The organism is Enterococcus sp. DIV0210g, from assembly GCF_050559705.1.
GTDB classification, from domain to species: domain Bacteria; phylum Bacillota; class Bacilli; order Lactobacillales; family Enterococcaceae; genus Enterococcus_B; species Enterococcus_B faecalis_A.
In genome coordinates, this window is record NZ_CP187903.1 from 2,287,501 (window position 1) to 2,305,708 (window position 18,208).

The 18,208-nt window shown below is 40.4% G+C and carries 13 protein-coding genes and 1 rRNA gene; 2 read left to right on the plus strand and 12 right to left on the minus strand.

Features of this window, described 5'->3' with window-relative positions; genetic code table 11:
* Positions 1-100: 100 nt before the first annotated feature.
* From IGI64_RS10985 to IGI64_RS11035, 11 genes are all read right to left on the minus strand, one after another.
* Positions 101-1,660 (minus strand): 16S ribosomal RNA (locus tag IGI64_RS10985).
* A 625-nt stretch (positions 1,661-2,285) separates the two neighbouring features.
* The gene (locus IGI64_RS10990) at positions 2,286-3,701 is read right to left on the minus strand and encodes an MFS transporter (protein WP_429940561.1); all 1,416 of its coding nucleotides are present in this window, start codon (positions 3,699-3,701) and stop codon (positions 2,286-2,288) included.
* A gap of 213 nt (positions 3,702-3,914) precedes the next feature.
* The gene (locus IGI64_RS10995) at positions 3,915-5,477 is read right to left on the minus strand and encodes a glycoside hydrolase family 43 protein (protein WP_429940562.1); all 1,563 of its coding nucleotides are present in this window, start codon (positions 5,475-5,477) and stop codon (positions 3,915-3,917) included.
* Positions 5,464-5,880 carry a DUF4064 domain-containing protein gene (locus tag IGI64_RS11000; RefSeq protein ID WP_429940563.1) on the minus strand — a complete coding sequence of 139 codons (417 nt, stop codon included), beginning with the start codon at positions 5,878-5,880 and terminating at the stop codon, positions 5,464-5,466. The genes IGI64_RS10995 and IGI64_RS11000 overlap by 14 nt, the downstream gene beginning before the upstream one ends.
* A gap of 1 nt (position 5,881) precedes the next feature.
* A complete protein-coding gene (locus IGI64_RS11005; RefSeq protein ID WP_429940564.1) occupies positions 5,882-6,775 on the minus strand; it encodes a pectinesterase family protein in 894 nt (297 codons plus the stop codon).
* 1 nt (position 6,776) lies between these two features.
* The gene (locus IGI64_RS11010) at positions 6,777-7,655 is read right to left on the minus strand and encodes a dienelactone hydrolase family protein (protein WP_429940780.1); all 879 of its coding nucleotides are present in this window, start codon (positions 7,653-7,655) and stop codon (positions 6,777-6,779) included.
* Positions 7,642-8,973, minus strand: coding sequence for a glycoside hydrolase family 28 protein (locus IGI64_RS11015; RefSeq protein ID WP_429940565.1), 1,332 nt, complete (start codon positions 8,971-8,973; stop codon positions 7,642-7,644). Before IGI64_RS11015 ends, IGI64_RS11010 begins: the two co-directional genes overlap by 14 nt.
* Positions 8,974-8,975: 2 nt before the next feature.
* Positions 8,976-10,079, minus strand: a complete 1,104-nt coding sequence (locus IGI64_RS11020) for a glycoside hydrolase family 88/105 protein (RefSeq protein WP_429940566.1) — start codon at positions 10,077-10,079, stop codon at positions 8,976-8,978.
* A 188-nt stretch (positions 10,080-10,267) separates the two neighbouring features.
* Positions 10,268-11,776 carry an extracellular solute-binding protein gene (locus IGI64_RS11025; protein WP_429940567.1) on the minus strand — a complete coding sequence of 503 codons (1,509 nt, stop codon included), beginning with the start codon at positions 11,774-11,776 and terminating at the stop codon, positions 10,268-10,270.
* The gene (locus IGI64_RS11030; protein ID WP_429940568.1) at positions 11,742-12,431 is read right to left on the minus strand and encodes a YesL family protein; all 690 of its coding nucleotides are present in this window, start codon (positions 12,429-12,431) and stop codon (positions 11,742-11,744) included. Before IGI64_RS11030 ends, IGI64_RS11025 begins: the two co-directional genes overlap by 35 nt.
* Before the next feature lie 18 nt (positions 12,432-12,449).
* On the minus strand, positions 12,450-13,421 hold the full coding sequence (locus IGI64_RS11035; protein ID WP_016624945.1) for an ABC transporter permease: 972 nt from the start codon (positions 13,419-13,421) through the stop codon (positions 12,450-12,452).
* Positions 13,422-13,711: 290 nt separating this feature from the next.
* Here IGI64_RS11035 and IGI64_RS11040 point away from each other — a divergent pair, with 290 nt between their 5' ends.
* The gene (locus IGI64_RS11040; RefSeq protein WP_429940569.1) at positions 13,712-14,581 is read left to right on the plus strand and encodes a carbohydrate ABC transporter permease; all 870 of its coding nucleotides are present in this window, start codon (positions 13,712-13,714) and stop codon (positions 14,579-14,581) included.
* A gap of 138 nt (positions 14,582-14,719) precedes the next feature.
* Here the strand turns inward: IGI64_RS11040 and IGI64_RS11045 are convergent, their stop codons facing one another.
* Positions 14,720-16,918, minus strand: a complete 2,199-nt coding sequence (locus tag IGI64_RS11045; protein WP_430596460.1) for a helix-turn-helix domain-containing protein — start codon at positions 16,916-16,918, stop codon at positions 14,720-14,722.
* 242 nt (positions 16,919-17,160) lie between these two features.
* On the opposite strand from IGI64_RS11045, the gene IGI64_RS11050 reads away from it, so the two are divergent.
* Positions 17,161-18,168 (plus strand): LacI family DNA-binding transcriptional regulator, encoded by a 1,008-nt coding sequence (locus tag IGI64_RS11050; RefSeq protein ID WP_429940571.1) that lies wholly within the window; start codon positions 17,161-17,163, stop codon positions 18,166-18,168.
* Positions 18,169-18,208 lie beyond the last annotated feature (40 nt).

Below are 18,208 nucleotides of genomic sequence, written 5' to 3' on the forward strand. Positions count from 1 at the left end.
TACTTCAATATCCAGTTTTCAATGAGCAAACATTTGAGAGTAAACCTCTCAAAACTGAACAAAGTATCGACGAATGTGTAGTCTCCGTAATATTCCTTAGAAAGGAGGTGATCCAGCCGCACCTTCCGATACGGCTACCTTGTTACGACTTCACCCCAATCATCTATCCCACCTTAGGCGGCTGGCTCCAAAAGGTTACCTCACCGACTTCGGGTGTTACAAACTCTCGTGGTGTGACGGGCGGTGTGTACAAGGCCCGGGAACGTATTCACCGCGGCGTGCTGATCCGCGATTACTAGCGATTCCGGCTTCATGTAGGCGAGTTGCAGCCTACAATCCGAACTGAGAGAAGCTTTAAGAGATTCGCTTAGCCTTGCGACTTCGCAACTCGTTGTACTTCCCATTGTAGCACGTGTGTAGCCCAGGTCATAAGGGGCATGATGATTTGACGTCATCCCCACCTTCCTCCGGTTTGTCACCGGCAGTCTTGCTAGAGTGCCCAACTAAATGATGGCAACTAACAATAAGGGTTGCGCTCGTTGCGGGACTTAACCCAACATCTCACGACACGAGCTGACGACAACCATGCACCACCTGTCACTTTGCCCCCGAAGGGGAAGCTCTATCTCTAGAGTGGTCAAAGGATGTCAAGACCTGGTAAGGTTCTTCGCGTTGCTTCGAATTAAACCACATGCTCCACCGCTTGTGCGGGCCCCCGTCAATTCCTTTGAGTTTCAACCTTGCGGTCGTACTCCCCAGGCGGAGTGCTTAATGCGTTAGCTGCAGCACTGAAGGGCGGAAACCCTCCAACACTTAGCACTCATCGTTTACGGCGTGGACTACCAGGGTATCTAATCCTGTTTGCTCCCCACGCTTTCGAGCCTCAGCGTCAGTTACAGACCAGAGAGCCGCCTTCGCCACTGGTGTTCCTCCATATATCTACGCATTTCACCGCTACACATGGAATTCCACTCTCCTCTTCTGCACTCAAGTCTCCCAGTTTCCAATGACCCTCCCCGGTTGAGCCGGGGGCTTTCACATCAGACTTAAGAAACCGCCTGCGCTCGCTTTACGCCCAATAAATCCGGACAACGCTTGCCACCTACGTATTACCGCGGCTGCTGGCACGTAGTTAGCCGTGGCTTTCTGGTTAGATACCGTCAAGGGATGAACAGTTACTCTCATCCTTGTTCTTCTCTAACAACAGAGTTTTACGATCCGAAAACCTTCTTCACTCACGCGGCGTTGCTCGGTCAGACTTTCGTCCATTGCCGAAGATTCCCTACTGCTGCCTCCCGTAGGAGTCTGGGCCGTGTCTCAGTCCCAGTGTGGCCGATCACCCTCTCAGGTCGGCTATGCATCGTTGCCTTGGTGAGCCGTTACCTCACCAACTAGCTAATGCACCGCGGGTCCATCCATCAGCGACACCCGAAAGCGCCTTTCAAATCGGAAACATGCGTTTCTGATTGTTATACGGTATTAGCACCTGTTTCCAAGTGTTATCCCCTTCTGATGGGCAGGTTACCCACGTGTTACTCACCCGTTCGCCACTCTTTTTCTTTCGGTGAAGCAAGCTTCGGTGAAAGAAAAAGCGTACGACTTGCATGTATTAGGCACGCCGCCAGCGTTCGTCCTGAGCCAGGATCAAACTCTCATAAAAAGTTCGAAACAATCTTGCGATTGTTAAGCTCAAAAATTGTTTGCTAGCATATTGCTTGCTTTTAAAAATGTTTGTTGTTCTTGATCGAATCAAGAACGCCCTACACATTTGGTTCGTCTTACTTTGTTCAGTTTTCAAAGGTCTACTTGAATTGCCGTAGCAACTTTTATATCTTAGCAAACATCAACTTCGATGTCAACACTTTTTTTAAAAAGTTTTTTTCGCTTGTTTCGCGAAGTGCTTTTAGCAACTCATTTATAATAACTTATCAGTTGTTATTTGTCAAGAAGTTTTTTCAAGTTTTTTATTGATGTATCAAGGAAAAACCAACTTCTCATTTAAACGACTTAGTTATCATAACATGTTGTTAACTACTCGTCAACACATATTTCAAGAAAATTTTCATTTAAATTTCTCTTGCGACAACGTTTGTTACTTTATCATGTATATCGCGCACCGTCAAGGATTTTAGGTGTATTTGTTTAAAATTGTCAAAAAAAACCGAAGAAAGCTTTTTCATTTCGCTTACATCCACCTTTTTCAGTTTCTAAATAGGAAAACGGACGGAATTTTCCCATTCCGTCCGTCTGATTATCTAAGATAAATGAAAATTTTTGCGTATCTATTATTGTGCATTTATTTTCCGCAATTCTTCTCCCATCGCTTTTGTTTTTTCTTTATTTAGCGGATAACCGAAAAGCAAGATCATTGCTGAAACGAATAAACAGAATGCTGGCAATAGATTTGCTAAAGCATAGATTCGGTTTTGGACAAGTAGTGTTTGTACGACTCCTCCGGTTGAAGAAGATTGATAGCCGATAAGCGCCAGCATGAAGCCGCCGATTGCTCCTGCACAAGCTTGCCCTAATTTTCGTGCAAAAGAATTCACACCATAGACTGTCCCATCTTCCCGTAATCCTGTCGTATATTGGTGAAAATCAATAACATCTGTGATAAATGCCCAAATCATCAAGTTGAATAAGCCAGCGCCTAATGTTGCGATAAACAAGAAAATCAAGTAGACCCACGCATTTGTCAAATGCATGAAGTACATCAAAAGATACATTGCTGAAGAAATCAACAGTGCCCAGACACTTGCTTCTTTTTTACCAAACCATTTTGTTAGAGATGTCGCAAAAGGTGCTAAGACAACTACTGTACCGTAAGTAAAAAGAAGTGCGATAGACATTGCTTCTTTATTATGGAAATAATCATTGAATAAATAAGTCATATTTGTTCCTGCTAAAATCTGGTTGATTACAATAAAAATATCTACTACAACTAAAATGATCAATGCTTGGTTAGAAATCAACCCTTTCATCAATTGAGCTGCAGGTACTTTTTCTGTTTTATCGACCCGTACTCTTTCTGTGGTTAAACGGCATGTCAGGATATATGCAGCAAATGCAATCGCAGCGCAAGCAATCGCAATCCAAAAGAAATGTTCTCCTGAAACGACTTGGCGTCCATCTTTAGCCGTTGTATACATAAGGATAGGAATAAAGAAACCTGTTGTAGATCCGCCGATTGCTGAACCGATACTGCGGAACGTAGATAATGACGCACGATCATCAGGGTTAGAACTGATTGCTGCAGCCATCGCCCCATAAGGAATATTGATTGTTGAAAGAAAAATACCGTAGACAATATAAGAAACAAAGATATAAATGATTTTTGCTGTCATTGGCAGATGCTGTACAAATGGAAGAAAAATAATTACTGTAATCAAACAAAACGGATACTTCATTTTTTGGATCCATGGACTAAAGCGCCCAACATCAGTCAATTTTGAAACATCACATAAACGGCCAACTAATACATCTGCAAACGCATCCAAAATCCTTGAAACTAAAAAAAGAATCCCGACAATTGCACCAGAAACACCTAAGACATTCGTGTAGTAGATCATCAAGAAACTATTGACTAATCCTAGAATAAAACAGTTCCCTAAATCTCCGAACATATAACCAATCTTATCAGACAGGCCAAATGACTTCGTTTTTGGTTTTATATTTTCCGTAAGTACATTTTGTGAAAGCATCTAAATCACTCCTCATCAATATTGTTAACGTTTTCAAAATTATAACTCCTTTTTATTTGTTTTTGTATTCACAATATTGACAGATAATTACACTATCTTGGTTCTTAAACATAACACTTGATAACTACCTTCTATCTTATCCTGCTTTAAATAAAAAAAGCTGAGACAGATGATCTGTCCCAACTTTCTTATTACATTTGAACTTTTTGTTTTTTAACGATCTTGTCCATGATAAAGGAAAAAGTCGAAATCTGCATAAGAACCGCCTTTTTTCATCAAATCATGCACAGCGATACCTATGAAATTCCCTGTAAATCCGCCAGAAAGCCCAAGAAGACTTTGTGGATCTCCTACTTGCTGCCAAGGATGGCGTTCATCTTCTCTAACAAAGAATTTCCCTGTAGGTCCGTCTGCTTCTATTTTTAGATACGTTTTCGCTTCTTTCAACGGAAGAATCTCTTTCTCTAGGGTAACTGTTCCATCCTCTGCTTTCAGCATGCGCAGACATTTTCCAGTTTCTTCTTCATAAGTCACATAACAATAAATATAATTTTTTTCATTGAGATATAACACTAACCCGGCCATTTGATTGTAATTTTCTGGTTCATATTCTAAAGCCGTTTGTGCTTCAAAATGAAAATCTGTTTGACGAACAGCTAGCATGTGATGATCAAAGACCGACTGGATCGATTCTCCTGAGATCAACCTTAAGTATCCTGGTCGGCTGGAAAGATCACACCATGAACTACTTGGCATGATTCTTCGTGCATTCCACCCAGCACACAATTCTCCATTGAAATCTTCATAGAAGTCAGAGTTGCTTTCTTGTTTCACTTCTTTTGACACAGAAATCTCTACGTATTGGGAAGGTCCGTTTCCTCCATCTTTTAACCTTAACCAGCTATCTTCTGACCAATAGACTTCTTGGATTGCTGTTTCTCGTCCAAGAATCGCTGCACCATTTAATGGTCTCGTACACAAGTAGACCATATACCACTGTCCTGATGGCGATTGGACAATACTTCCATGCCCTGAACATTGCAAAGGCGAATCTGGTTTATCACTGGCTGTCAACATTGGATACTCTGGGTCCACCTCATAAGGGCCAGTTACTTCTTTCGATCGGCAAACAGTAACAGAATGCCCGCTTCCTGTACCGCCTTCCGCTGTGATCAAGTAGTAATAACCGCCATGATAGTAAATGTGAGGTGCTTCAGTTTTAGCTAAAGAAGTACCGTCAAAAATCTTGTGGATAGATCCTACAAGTTCATTTTTTTCTGGATCAAATTCCTGCATCACGATCCCAGCAGATTTATTTGGCGTTTCTTTTCGGTAATCCCAGATTTCATTCAGAAACCATTTTTTCCCATTTGGATCATGGAACAATGATGGATCAAAGCCGCTGCTATTCAGATAAATCGGTTCTGACCAAGGTCCATCGATAGTTTCAGCAGTAATCATATAATTATGCGCATCTTTGAACGGGCGGTCGACACTTTTGACATCTGTGTAAATCAAATAGAACAACCCATCTGCATAGCTGATTTGCGGTGCCCAAATGCTGCCATTCGCAGGATTCCCTTGTAAAGAAACCTGATCTGTCAAAATATCTGTTTTATACCTCCAATTTACTAAATCTTTTGATTCGTATACTCTGACACCAGGAAGCCATTCAAAAGATGAAACCACGATGTAATAAGTATCTTCTGCTTTGACGATGTTTGGATCTGGGTTGAATCCTCTCAAAATTGGATTTTTGACTTTAGTTAAGTGCATATTCTTTGTCCCTTCTCTTTCGATAAATGCTTAAAACACCTGCTGCAAAATAGAAAAAGGCAAAAGGAAAAGCAATGAATTGCGTACCAAGAAGCAATACCGCACCCGCTATAAAATAGAGGATCGCAGCAGCAAGCAAATATTTTTCTTTCAGTGATAAAAAGACGGCTACGAGAAGAAAAATCAATGAGACAAATAAACTGACCGTAAATAATCCCGTCACATCTTTCAAACTTTCAAATACACTTTCTATAGAAGAAGTGTTTTCGATGCCTAATCTTTGGTAACTTTGCGAAAACTCCTGCAAAGACATATTGTTCAATGTGACGGATAGACCGCCAATGAACAGCATAGATAATAATCCGCCTGTGCCGCCTGTAAATACTTCCCATTTTCGTTTCATGTCACTCTCTCCTTTTGACCTTCACCCAATCTGGCCGCTGTTCTTTTTTGGTATAGTTCTCTATTTCTTGAAATAAAACTGTTTGCTCATTTTTTGGATTTCCCCAGTTGTCCCATCCATGAATATGGATATGTGCGCCGATTCGGCAATTTTTAAACACTATTTTTGCATAGGAACGCCAGGGACGTCCTAAGTAAACATCGGTTGTTCCTGCTTCTGAAGAAACCAAGCAGTTATTGAAAGAATAACCCGGCTGATTTTCGGGTGTAGAAGCTGCTGTGATAAATCCAGGCCCATCTTTTTTCCGGCTCCGCAGTTCACACTCTTCAAATCGCGCATCTGCACCGCCAAAAATAAAATCGATTGTTCCTTCAATCAAACATTGACAGTAGAATTGCTGACAATAATTCGGTGTTGTTTTTGCTGGTGTCACAAAAGGCGTTCCATCCTTTTGCAGTGCCGGAAGCGGACCTGTACATAACGTATCTTGATAGGCACTCAGCTTGCAGTTTTTCAAGGTCGTTCGATGCCCCATATTGAATAGTGCGACAGCCTGTCCGACTTTTTCGCCAGGTCCTGAACGATTTGTTATCCTGACATTTTCGATGGAGATATCTGTTCCTTCCAAGAAAACAGTTGCTGTGCGAAACGTGCCTCTTTGTTCGCCAGTTTCCATTTCTTGCCGAGCATATCGCATACCAGTAATTTCTGCATTTCCAAGACCGACCATTGTAAAATTAGATAACCGGCTTTCGATATATTCTTCGTAAACACCTTCCGCAATCATCATTTTTTTAGGGATATGTTCAGGAAATTGCGATAAATAGTCGATGCCCTTTTGAATAGAAGAAAAATCACAGGTTTCTTCTTTTCCTATCCAGATTTCTGTTTTCATTTTATAGATGCTCCTTTAAAAAGCTTTGCCATTTTTCTCGCATCTCTTGCGTTTCCATGTGTCCGCCTGTCAAGGATTCGGAACGAAAATACTGTGAAGCATCCTGCTTTTCGTAAATGGAATGGAGTTTTTTCGCTAGCTTCTGTACCCCTTTGTCTAAACACATCGTATCGTTTTTCCCGACCAAACTTAATCGAGGTCGCGGTGCGATTTGCGCCTGGATATCTGCTGTTGAATAATAGTTCAGAAGCTTCGGGATATAATAGTAATAGCCGTGATGATCCAGCCTTCGATGTTCCAGCAATGTTTCGATATCGACTTGCGCAGCAATATCGATGCACACGCGAATCCGAGGGTCCAATGCACTAAGCCACCAGCTCATCATCCCACCCATCGACATACCAATAACTGCTAAACGTTGACAATTGATATCTTTTCTTGTCTCTAAATAATCAATCAAGCGCAGACCATCAAACAGACGCATCCCCCAAAGTGTTTTGCCTGTTAAAAGAAATCCCTTGAACAATTCACTTTCGGAAATCCCGCTTCGCTCTTCAAATCCCCAAGCATCAATTGCCCAGACAGCGAAACCCATCCCTGTGATCGTTTCGGCAAAAGAGGGGGTACAAAGATAGTTGGCACCTTGGATCAATTCGCTTTTCCCTGTTGAAAAATCACCGCCGTGAGAATGGAAAAAGAGGACCGTTGGAAACGGTCCTTCGCCTGCGGGATGCGCATATAATGCGGGTACAGTTTCCAAACCATTCAAAACAAGTTGATGATGCTCTAGAATGTACCCCTCTCTCTTTTCGCTCCGCAGATGTTTTCCTGTTACTTTTTCCGCCGGAGCAGAATCACCGAGCAGATCAAACAACGACATTGGCTTTTTCATGGACAAGTTCATCCCATTCTTTTGTTTCAGTTGATCGAAGATTCGTGATTGTGATATCTTCGGTGTTTTCCAATAAGAAAGCAGTGCCTTCATGATTTTCGATCGACAATTGGTTGAAAATGATGTCTTTTGCAAAACCAATATAGAATCCTTGATTTTTCATATCTTCGATTCCAGTCATCATTGCTGGTTTTCCTGGTATCGCTTCTTTTGCCATAGAAATATCGACATTGTTGAAGGTAATCTCTGAAGCATATTGTTCTGCTAAGCCATAGATAAAACCAGCCGACGCATGAACATTCCGCGCAGTGATATTTGTAAAATGGATTCTTCTGAAAGCAGGCGTTCGTTCATCGATTGGATAAGCTTTCTTTTCCCAAACATATGCTTCTTTTCCTCTTGGCCCGCAGAAATAATATAAATTGATGATAAACGGACACATGACATTATCCATAATGATGTTATCGACACGGATATCTTCCACGATTCCTCCGCGGCCGCGTCTAGATTTCAAGCGAATCCCACGATCCGTATCTTGGAAGATACAGTTTGAGATCGTAACATTTCGGATACCGCCGCTCATCTCGCTGCCAAGTACTACGCCGCCATGTCCATGGACCATCGTACAATTTGTGATCGTGATATTTTCACATGGGATACGCTCCACTGTATCTTCTGTTCCAGCTTTGATTGCAATACAGTCATCGCCAACATCGATATGACAGTTGCTGATGCGGACGTTTTTACATGATTCTGGATCAATACCATCTGTATTTGGCGAATCAGCTGGATTAAGGATCGTTACGTTATCAACAGTCATGTTTTCGCATAAAATCGGGTTAACTGTCCAGCTTGGCGAATCGATCATTTTGATTCCTTGGATCGTGATTCGCTCACATTTGTGGAAACTAACTAACTTTGGACGCGGGTAATCAAGTTTTTCTCGCTGTTCTCTGAAAATCTTCCACCATTTCCGGCCGTTTCCATCTAATGTTCCGCTTCCTGTTACAGAAATATTTTCTGCATCTTGCGCATAGAGGCAAGAAGCATAGACTTTTCTGTGCACCCCTTCCCAACGTGAAGAAACAACAGGATAATCTTTCTGGTCATCTGAAAACTTCAAAATGCTGCCTGGTGACAAATGAAGTTCAACATTGCTTTTCAAAAAAAGAGCACCTGTCAAAAATTCGCCGCTAGGGACCCAAACCTGGCCGCCGCCATTTTGATGGGCAGCGTCGATTGCCGCTTGGATCGCTTGAGTGTTCAATTTATCTGTTTCTGCGCCAAAGTCTAAAATGTTGTACATTTCTATAATCCCTCCACTTCGACCAGCGCTTGCAGGAAGGCTCCGACTCCTTTTTGATCATTACAGATGATTGGTTCGCTGATGTAGTATGCATAAGAACCATCTCGTTGCTCTGCTCCCCCAAGTCCGGCTACTTGGCAGTTTTTGTTCAGATTGATCCAATTTTCTTTCGTGATAAGAACAAATTCGTCCAAAAGTCCTTGATGCGATTTTTTGATTTGCTCTAGCCAAGAATCATCTAAAATCCCTAAACGAACCGCTTTTGCCATTGCATACACGAACATGCTGCTCCCAGAAGCTTCTAAGTAATTGCCTTTTCTCTCTGTCTCTGTCGTTACTTGATACCACGTACCGCTTTCTTTTTCTTGATACGGCATCAAAGCAGTCAATGTCGTCGTAACGATTTCTTCCAACAATTCACGATTTGTGTCTGTGCCTTCTAAAAGTTCATACGTATCCACTGCAGCCATTAGATACCAGCCAATCGAACGACTCCAAAAATGATGAGATAATCCTGTTTCTGGGTCTGCCCAAGGTTGGACTTTCTTTTCGTCCCACGCATGGATCAGAAGGTTCGTTTTCGAATCGAACAAATGTCTGTAGCTGATTTCGAATTGACGCATTGGATCTGTGTAATCTTTGTTTTCATCAAATTCGCGGATAAATTCAGTGTAGAAAGGTGTTCCCATATATAAACCATCTAGCCAAATCTGATAGGGATAGATTTCTTTATGCCAGAAAGCACCTTCTGAAGTTCTTGGATGGTTTTCTAGTTGTTGGCGCAGCAGATACGCCGCTTTTTTGTATTTTTCTTCTTTTGTTTCTTTATATAGTAAAAAGAATAATTTCCCAGTGTTTACATGATCAATGTTAAATTCTTCTACACTATATCCGCGGATCGTTCCATCTTCTTGAACAAAATAATCCAAATTTTGTTTGATAAAATCAAAGTACTGCTGATTTTTTGTTTTTTCCCAAAGCAGCTGGAAGCCTTTCAGAACTACACCGTAATCATACGACCATTTGCCGTTGTACCATTTTTCTTCGTATAATCTCGGGGTTCTTTCCATAATCGATTTTGCTAATTGTTCCGACCAATTTTTCACGTGATTTTCTCCTTTGTTGTTAAAATCTTTTCTCAAAAAATGCGGCAGTTTTTTCTCTTAAATAAGCCGGAATATCACAAAAATTTGAGCGACAAATTTCGGATATCCCGGCTTTTATACAGCTTAATAAGAAGAAAACAAACTGCAGATCACATTTGTATCAAAACTGTAAACCAACTTCTGTTCTCTTATTCTTTTGCTGCCTTATAAGCTTCTTCATATTCTTCGACGATCCGATCTCCGCCTTGTGCACGCCAGTTTTCTACAGCTTGTTGGAATCCGTCTTCATCGATTTGGCCCATGATATATTGAACTGTGGCATCGACAATGATTTTCTCGATTTCTGATCCGACTTCATTGTTTGTTGCTGAATCCAATGGAACAGCTGGATTTAATACAGCGAACGCCTCATTTTCTTTGATCAATTGATTAGACAATTCTTTATCTTCGTCTGCATCTTTAAATGAGAATGAGATCTCGCTTGGACGTGAGCTAGACAATGGCTGTACATCTTGCTGCCAAAGATCCATGTCGATATATTCTAGTGCACCATCGTCTGTTAATTGATAATGCGTTCCTTCAATACCGCCAGTCATCAATTTGTAGCTTTCTTCATCTAAAAGATCGTCGATGAACTGCAAGACTCTTCTCAAATGGTCTTCGTCTTTAACTACAGATTTAGGGATCGCCAATAACCCGCCGATACCGTTTCCTTCTGACCATACGTGATAGTCGCCGCCTTCGCCATCAGAGATTTTGTTTACAGGAACAAGTTCCATCTCATCTTGGATACCTTCACCCATTACGCGCAAGTTTCTGATGTCCACCATTCCTGTATAGATACCAGCTCTTCCTTGAGCAAATTGCTGCTGCTGATCTGTTTTTTGCGTCACAGCAAAATCTTGGGCTAAATAACCGTTTTCAAAAAGATCTCTAGAGAAATTCAATGCTTTCATGTAGCCTTCTGTTTCAAATTCCGGCGTAAAGTTGCCATCATCATCTACCCCCCAAATATTTGGTGCCCCAAAGTAAGAAGTAAATAGTTTGAAACTTGTAAAGCGGATATCTGATGGTGCGCGGTCTACGATACCTGTCGTATCATCAACGCCGTTACCGTCAGGATCATTTTCTGTAAATTGTCTTGCTACTTCATATAATTCATCCATTGTTGTAGGAACTTCTAAGCCTAAGTTGTCTAACCAGTCTTTACGAATGACTAAACCGCCTCGTGCATAATCTCTTTGCATCGGTACGCCATATAAAGCACCATTGATACTTGCTGATTCGATTCGGTCTTCTGAGATTTTACTTAGATTATCAAATTCATCCAAATAATCTTTTACATCCCAGAACATCCCTGAAGTCAATGCACTGCGGACAGATGAGTTCTGCAGCATAGCCATCTGCAATGTTACGATGTCAGCTAATTCATCAGAAGCTAATGCAGTCGTCAAACGTTCTTCTTTTGAAGCATCGGGAATCCAGTTGAATGTCAATTCTGTGTTCGTTTTTTCTTCTAGCAGACTGACGATTGTATCTGTCGGCGGAGAAGGTGTGTGCAGGATGTTCATCCAAGTGATTTGCGCTTTTCCGTCTTCTGTTACACCGCCAGCTGAGTTGCTGTTGTTTCCGCAAGCGGCTAATGCAAATAAACCAGCAAAACTAAGACCTAACTTTACGAGCGTTGCTTTTTTCATGTAATTTCTCCTTCACTGTTTTTATGATTGATTTCTGTTTATTTTCTACTTCATAGGCATTTTTCACTTCTAGATTTCTAAAGACTTGATCTGCGACCCATGTCGTTGCATAAAAGTAGAAGCTGCTGCCCATGAAAATTAAAACCCCAGGTGTGACCCGCAAAAGCAATAGGTAGACGCCGGTAACTACCGTCATCAGTACTAATGAATAATGCAGTTGTGAAAAACCAAATAAGAACGCCATTTTGATTTTGAAAAAATAGCCTTTCCAATCATAGTGAGCCATGATTTGGAAGATGTAGATTGCTGAAAGCAAATAGAAGAACGCTGCCAGCAGCATGGCTGCTCTCAAATACCAATTTTGGATATACAGCAAATCAACAACCAAGATGATTCCTGCGATTCCGTAGATCCAACTCATCAATAACGATTCTTTATAACCAGATTTAAAGTAAGAAAAGTATGTCTTCGTTAAAGGGAAAATATCATCTGAACGCAGCCATTGTCTGATTACTGCAACCATTGCATAAGATGCTGGTCCAATCGTAAAGATCCCTAATCCTGCTATTACAAGCCCTCCCCATAAAAAATTGAGATACACGAGCTGCAACATACGATTAAGCACCCGATTCAATTTATCTACTGACTGCAACATGACGATTTCCCCTTTCTATTAATATACGCCGTCTTCGCCTAATTTTTTGGCTAGTTTATTTGCTAGAACAACCATGAATAAACCAACGACACCTTTAAATAATCCCATTGCTGTACTAAAACTCAATTGTCCGTTTTTCAGACCAGCTGTATAGATATACGTATCGAAAATCTCTGCTACATTACGGTTCAATGAGTTCAATAGAAGATACATGTGTTCAAAACCAAGATCCAGTGTTTGTCCGATACGCAAAATCAGCAATGTAATGATTACTGGACGGATCGCCGGCAATGTAACGTGCCAAATTTTTCTCAAACGTCCCGCTCCATCCATTTCTGCTGCTTCATATAACTGAGTATCTACTGCTGTGATCGCAGCTAGATAAATGATTGTCGACCAGCCCAATTCTTTCCAGATAACTTGTCCGATGTAAACGATTCTTGTCCATGCCGGATCTGTTAAGAAACTGATTCTGTCTCTGCCTATCGTTGCCAAGAATTCGTTGACTACCCCGCCATCCACACTTAAAAGTACGAAGGAGATAGAAACGATGATTACCCATGACATGAAATGCGGGATATACATGATTGTTTGGATCCCGTTTTTGAAATGCTTATTCTTTACTTCATTTAATAGAAGAGATAACACGATCGGCATTGGGAAGAAAACAAATATATTCAATCCGAACAAGACCAGTGTGTTTCTCAAAACCATAAAGAATGCTGGTTCTGTGAATAATCGGATAAAATGTTTGAATCCTACCCAAGGACTGCCCATAATTCCTAAAAATGGTTGGTAATCTTGAAAAGCGATCACTAACCCTCCCATAGGAAGATATCTGAAAATAACAAAATACAGGACTCCCGGCAAAATCATGAGATATAAGAACTTGTTTGTTTTGATTCCTGCTAATGTTTTTTTCCTTCTTTTGAGCCGTTCCTCTTTTTTCGATAGTTCAAATCGAAAAGGCTCCTTTTTTACACTTTCCATAAGCTCCTCCTTGCGCCTCTAAATTTTTGTGAATACATTCGCTTATGTATTCATCATAAATAGTTTCACAAATTACGTATATAATCATTTCCACAACACATTAAAAACGCTTACAAAAACCTAGGTTTCTATGAGATTTGTTTAACCATAGATTTTAATGCGTTTACAAAGCAGTTCACAAGTTTTTCTGCAACTAGAAAAATGATTATATACGTAATATTTTTCACATGATAGATTGAGTGTATAAGTTTTCTGTACACTAATTTAGAGATTTCAGGAGGTTAACAAAAATGAAAAAAGTTTCTGCAGGAGAACGAGTTTTTACCATACTTAATAGTACGTTTTTGATTTTATTGGCATTGATATGTATTCTTCCGTTTTTCAATATCATCGCTACTTCTTTTGCTTCTACTCAGGAAGTCGTATCAAATAGGTTCCTCTTATTTCCTACGACATTCTCATTAGATGCTTATCGTTTCATTCTATCAACACCGACGATTTTCCGTGCGATGATGGTCTCGGTAGGCGTTACAGCTGTCGGAACAGCCGTAAGTATGTTTGCTACTTCATTGATGGCTTACGGATTGTCTCGAAAGTATTTGTTTGGACGAGGCGCAATCAATTTTATGGTTGTTTTCTCTATGCTTTTCAGCGGCGGAATGATCCCAACATTCTTGGTCGTTCGTTCATTAGGACTGATCAATTCTTATTGGGCGATGATTTTACCAGTAGCAGTCAATGCGATGAACATGATCATCATGCGAAACTTCTTCCAAGCGCTGCCTAGCAGTTTAGAAGAATCTGCAAAAATGGACGGCTGTACAGACTTCGGCGTCTTCTTTAAAATCATGTTACCGCTCGCTTTGCCGTCAATTGCAACAATCTCACTTTTTTACGCAGTAACTTATTGGAACACTTACATGAGTGCAATCCTTTATATCAATGATTCAGCTAAGTGGCCGATCCAAATCCTGCTTCGCCAAATCGTTATCGTTTCCAGCGGCATGCAAGCAGACAGCAGTTCTGTTGATGTCATCCCTCCTGCACAAACGATCAAGATGGCTGTTATCGTTATTGCAACAGTACCAATGCTGATTGCTTATCCTTTTGTTCAGAAATACTTTGTTAAAGGTGCATTGGTTGGTTCTGTAAAAGGCTGATTTCTCATCAGCTATAATGAAAAAGTCACACTGTCTATCACCCCTCCCAAAAGAAACAGACAATTTCCACTGTCTGTTTCTTTTTCTTTTTAAGAAGCAGCTGGATCAAACATACATGTTCTGATCAGCTGCTTCTATTTATCTGTTCTTTTTGCGGTATTCTCCTGGGGTGCTTTCAACTTTCTTTTTGAAGAAACGGATAAAGTTCTGGGAGTTTCGATAACGCAGTTTTTCTGCAATTTCTTTCACGGACAAGTCAGTTTCTTTCAACCATTTTTTTGCTACTTCCAAACGGTAACTTTGGACAAAGTCACCAAAGTTCTCGCCCGTTTCTTTTTTGAACACACTGCTCAAATAATTGGGGTTATAATGAAGCCGGTCTGCAATTAAGTCTAATGAAAGATCTTGATCATATTCGGTATAAACAATATGGACCATTGCTTCAGAAAGCGACTTGAATTCTTGCTCTGTCAAAGCCTGCGAAGATTGTGAGATAGGCAGGACAAGCTGTTTGAGTATGATATCTTCTAATTCTTGCGGGTCGTAATTATTTAGCGCTTTAAAATAAATCTGTTTGATTTCCTTGAAGATAATAGTGTCTACGCCTAAAAGCTGGCCTAATTGAACGATTTCATTGATCAGCCGCATCGAAACAACTTCTACACTTAAGGGATTTTTGTTGTTCCTAAAAATCTCTACAATCAGTTCATGGACGATTGGTGCTAATTCTTTGTCGCCAGAACGAATGGCTTCGAACAAACGGTTTTGCTGTTCGATTGGATATTTGATCCTCGTTTTTTCACTTTCTGCGGGTGCGATTTCTTTGTAGAAAATAATAGAACTTGGACCAGTATTTACGCGATAATATAACGCTTCTTTTGCTCGGTCTACGGATAATTTGCTTTCACTCAAGCTTTCGAATCGATTACTGATCCCGATACTGACAGAAAGAGACAAGTAATCTTGGATCGTTTCTTGGATTTTTTGACAATAGTCCATAACGATCTTGCTTGCATCCGCTTCGTTTTTATCTACTCTAAAAATCGTCGCCTGCATTTCTTCATTCAATACGATAGGGATCATTCGATTTTCTTCCGGCACCAGTTCAGTAACGATGTTATTGATTGCTAACAAAAGCAGGTCGCGTTCTCCTCCATGACTTTCTTCCAATAAGTCGATTTGAACAAGCGCTGTGTAATAATCTTCTTCCTGATTTCCATAGCCGAATTGCTCTAGACGCTGACTTAACTCTCTTTTGCCGACACGATTTCTGAATAAGCTTAGTACGAACAATGTCTCTAATTGCGGTTTTTGTGAAACAAGATTTGCGCTTAGCAGTCGATTTTCACCAAGGATGCGGTTGATCGATTGAACGACACGGTCTAGTTCACGATCTTTGAAACCATGTGATTTTACGTTTAAGTGTTCTTGGATTTGAGAAATCGGTCGTGCAAAACGATCCGAAAATTTCATCGATAAAATACCGATCAGCGTAATCAATGCCAAGGATACGATCATTAGTCCTGCCCGCAATCCTTGTACAGTTCGGCTGATTGCCTGTTGATCCACTCTTAAACTATAGATCCAATTATTATAGTCTGAGCGCATCAGAATATACGTATGACCGTTTTGTCTGTCTATTTTCGGCTTGTTGAATTCCAAATCTTCTTTTTTAGCGTTAAACAAAACGACATCTTCTGCATCAGGTGCATTGGAAAACAGTTTTCCTTCCTGATTTTCAATCGTGATAACGTCGTTGCCGCGTTTATCGATGATTTGATCAATCGTATTTCTGTTGATTTCTGCGATTCCTAACGCATATTTTTCTTTCTCGAACATCGGGAGCGTAATCGTCATCTCGATGCTGCCGTCTGTTTTTTTCCAGAATAAATTATTATTGCTTTGTATGTACTCTTCTTGAAATTTTTTTACTTCTTCGTCTGTCAGTTGATTCAATGTCCCATTGATCACACCCCACTTGCCAGCCAGACTGATCAAATTATATGTGTTATCGTCCATTACGATTGCTTCAATAAAATTTAGTTCTTTCCTTACCTCTGAATACGTCAAATAATCCTCATATGTCATTGGCTGCGTAAATACTTCCGTAAAGTTGCTCGTGGTCCCATACGTAGAAAATGAGTATTCGATCGTTCGAATCCGCCACTCGATATTGGTCTTGGTCTGTCGAAGCAAACTCATCTTGTCTGACAGATAATTCTTTTCGATCGAATCATACGTATTGGTATAGATATAAATGCTGAAACCGGCAACCAATATTGTTCCTAAGAGAAACATTGGCAAAAAAATCTTATAAAATAAACTATTTCTTTTCATTCCTTCTCTCCTTCAAAAATTTAAAAGGCTTTCATTTTATGTAAAATTGATAACTTTCTGAATTAATGAGTATCTCCATAAACTAGAATAGCATATTCGCAACAAAAAACACAAACTAATTTTTAACGTGTGCAGTATTGATAAATCAACGCTCTATTGACTTCTTTCCTCTAGCGTATTATCATGAAGGCGTTAACAAAATACACTATCAAAAATGATAGATAGCAAGGAAACGAAATTTTATGGTCACAATCAAAGATATTGCTCGGTCTGCCGGTGTTTCCCACACCACTGTTTCACGAGCATTAAATGACAGTCCGCTAATAAAAAACGAAACGAAGAAAAAGATACGCGAAATCGCTGAACAGTTGGATTATGTGCCCAATCTCAGTGCTAAAGGATTAGTGAATCAAAAAAAATATTTGATTGGTCTATTCTTTTCCAGTATCCATCAAGGAACAAGTTCAAGTTTTTTGGCAGATACGATTGCAGGTATTCGTAATGCTTTGGATGGAAATTATGGTTTATCTGTCGAAAGTATCGATACGCTTGACCAAGAAAAAGATGCAAAATTACAGCGATACGATGGCGTCATCGTTATGAGCCAAAGTGACGAAGACCAACCATTCATCGATTATTTAAAACAGCAAGCGATCCCATTTGTCGTGGTCAACCGCTGCATCCCTGACAAGTCCATTTATAACGTCTTTGCCAATGATGCAGAAGGTGTGACACAAGCAATCGATTATGCTATTCGCTTAGGACATAAAAAAATTGCTTATATCGGCGGAAAAGAAAATTTTCGTTCGACGAATGAACGAAAAAAAGGCGTGCTTGAAAGTTTGAGAAAAGCAGGACTTTTAATAGAAAATGATTATTTTTTAACTGGTGATTACAGCTTGCAAAGCGGGCTGGAACAAATGAACCAGCTTTTATCGCTACCAGAACTCCCTACTTTAGTATTTTGCGGAAATGACGACATGGCTATCGGAGCTTTAAGATCTATCACCCTCGCAGGATTTTCTGTCCCTCAAGATATTTCTTTGATCGGATTTGATGATTCACCTGTTGTTTCCTATCTAAATCCACCGCTGACGACCGTTCATAAACCTTTGCGGGAAATCAGTGAGCAAGGAACAAAAATGCTGCTTTCTTTGATTCAAGGAACACCCCCTTCTAAGAAGAAAGTACAGCTGACGACGACATTGAATATTCGGCAATCAGTGAAAGAAGCCAATTCAAGATCATGATACTGCTGTTAAGAGCTGGATACTTGCTTGCAAGTGAGTG